Origin of the sequence: Methylobacterium sp. WL6, from assembly GCF_008040095.1 — a bacterium.
Lineage (GTDB): Bacteria > Pseudomonadota > Alphaproteobacteria > Rhizobiales > Beijerinckiaceae > Methylobacterium.
Genome location: NZ_VRVH01000507.1, coordinates 1 through 1,905 on the forward strand (window position 1 = coordinate 1; position 1,905 = coordinate 1,905).

At 71.3% G+C, this 1,905-nt stretch carries 1 protein-coding gene and 2 pseudogenes; all 3 read right to left on the reverse strand.

Going from position 1 to position 1,905, the window contains the following annotated elements; translation table 11 throughout:
• Positions 1-379: pseudogene (locus FV230_RS27805) on the reverse strand (porin family protein); the annotation flags it as partial.
• 270 nt (positions 380-649) lie between these two features.
• Positions 650-1,420, reverse strand: coding sequence for a peptidoglycan editing factor PgeF (gene pgeF / locus FV230_RS27810; protein ID WP_147844663.1), 771 nt, complete (start codon positions 1,418-1,420; stop codon positions 650-652).
• A 112-nt stretch (positions 1,421-1,532) separates the two neighbouring features.
• Positions 1,533-1,905 (reverse strand): annotated as a pseudogene (locus FV230_RS27815) (hypothetical protein); the annotation flags it as partial.

Below are 1,905 nucleotides of genomic sequence, written 5' to 3' on the forward strand. Positions count from 1 at the left end.
CGTACTGCGCGTCGGCCTCGATGCCGATCACGACGCCCGAGCCCGGGGTGAACTGGTAGTTGTAGCCGACCTGGCCACCGCCGGTGAAGCCGTCGTTGCCGCGGCTGCCGCCGAAGGCGAGCACGCCGCCGGTGTTGCCGCCGGCCGGGCCGGCGAAGATCGCGTTGCCGGGCGAGACGCCGACGACGGTGGCGCCGCGGCGATCGCTGGCATCGAAGCCGTAGCCGGCGTTGATACCGAAGTACGCGCCCGTCCAGGTGAACACCGGAACCGGGGTGAACACCGGCGGCGGGGCGCGACGCGGAAGGTCGGCGGCGAAGGCGGAGCCGGCGAGCGCGATGCCGGCGAGGGCGGTGACGCCCCGAAGCATGGATTTCATGGTCTGGTCCTCATTCCATCTGGTGCCGCCGGCCTTTTGGCCCGTCCGGCACCGATTGCCCGTCTTTAAGTCAATGGCTCCAAGGATGCTGTTGCATCGCGGTAACGCCGACCGTCCTGAAGACGGCCCCTTTGTGGCGCCCCGCCGTTGTTGCCTTGGTACCTGCCCCGATAAACACACGCGAATGGTCAAGGTTCACTTGCGGCCACGCTTTTTTCGCGTCCCGCCTCTGGACAGATTGTCGCATGCGGTTCCTTCGATGGAACCCGCCTACGGCGTCAGCGCGATCGCCGAGATCAGCCGGCCGTAATCCGCCTCGGCGCGATGCGTGGTCCGGCGGTAGCTGTAGAAGCGGTCCGGGTCGGAATAGGTGCACAGGCCGAGGATGGCGGCTTCTCCGATCTCCGCCTGCTCCAGGCGGGAGAGCACGAAGCCCGGCAGGTCGAACTGTGCATGGTCGGGCCGCGTGCCGGCCGCGAAGAACCGATCCGATCCCGGCGCCTCGTCCCGGAAGCGCGTCATGAAATCCGTGCCCACCTCGTAGGCGCCCTGCGCGATCGTCGGGCCGAGCACCGCGACGATCGCCGAGCGGCGGGCGCCGAGCCCTTCCATCGCGGCGACCGTGGCCTCGACCACGCCGGTCAGCGCGCCCTTCCATCCCGCGTGGGCGGCGCCGACGACGCCGTTCTCGGGATCGGCGAACAGGATCGGGCCGCAATCGGCGGTGGCGATCCCGAGGGCGAGGCCCGGAACCCGCGTCACCATGGCGTCGGCCTTCGGGCGCTCCGACGGGACGAACGGCGCCTCGACCACGACGGCCTGCGCGGAATGCACCTGGTAGAGGCTGACCAGCCGATCCGCCGGCAGCCCGAGCTGCGCGCACATCCGCGCACGGTTCTCGGCGACGGCCTCGGGCCTGTCCTGCGAGCCGAGCCCGCCGTTGAGGGAGGCGTAGAGCCCGTCGGAAACGCCGCCCTGCCGGGTGAAGAAGGCGTGGCGGATGCCCGAATGCGAGCTGAGTTCCGGCGCTTCAACGAACATGGCGGCTCCTGGCATGGCGGCTCCTGGCGAGACTTCGCGCCCGCGATGCGGGATCACGTCCGCCCGTCGATAACCGAAGGCGCCGGCGGTGACGATGGCACCCGCGCCGCCCTCAGCCGTGCGCGAATCCCGGCGGCGGCGGAAGGGTCGGCTGGGTGATCGCCATCGCCTTGAACAGGCTTCCCATCCCGCCGGGGGCCGGATCGGTGAGCCGGAGCGACGCGGCCGCGATCGCCTCGGCCTGGGCCGGCGTCGCGCGCGCCTTCAGCCGGGCCGCGCGGGCGGGAAGACCCAGCGCATCGAGGAAGGCGCGCTGATCGACGGGGCCGTGGATCGCCGCCCCCGCCTCGGCGGCCGCGCGCGGACCCCGGACAGCGGAGGGCACCCGCTCGACCTCGTGTGCGACTGGCTCCACTACGGCGAGCGAAATGCATGGGTCGGCATCGCCGAGGCATCGGGCTTCCCGGTCGACCGAGGCGAACCGC

Bases quoted from the DNA above. Each gene is read 5' to 3' on its own strand.
- pgeF (WP_147844663.1), bottom strand. From the start codon at position 1,420: ATGTTCGTTGAAGCGCCGGAACTCAGCTCGCATTCGGGCATCCGCCAC.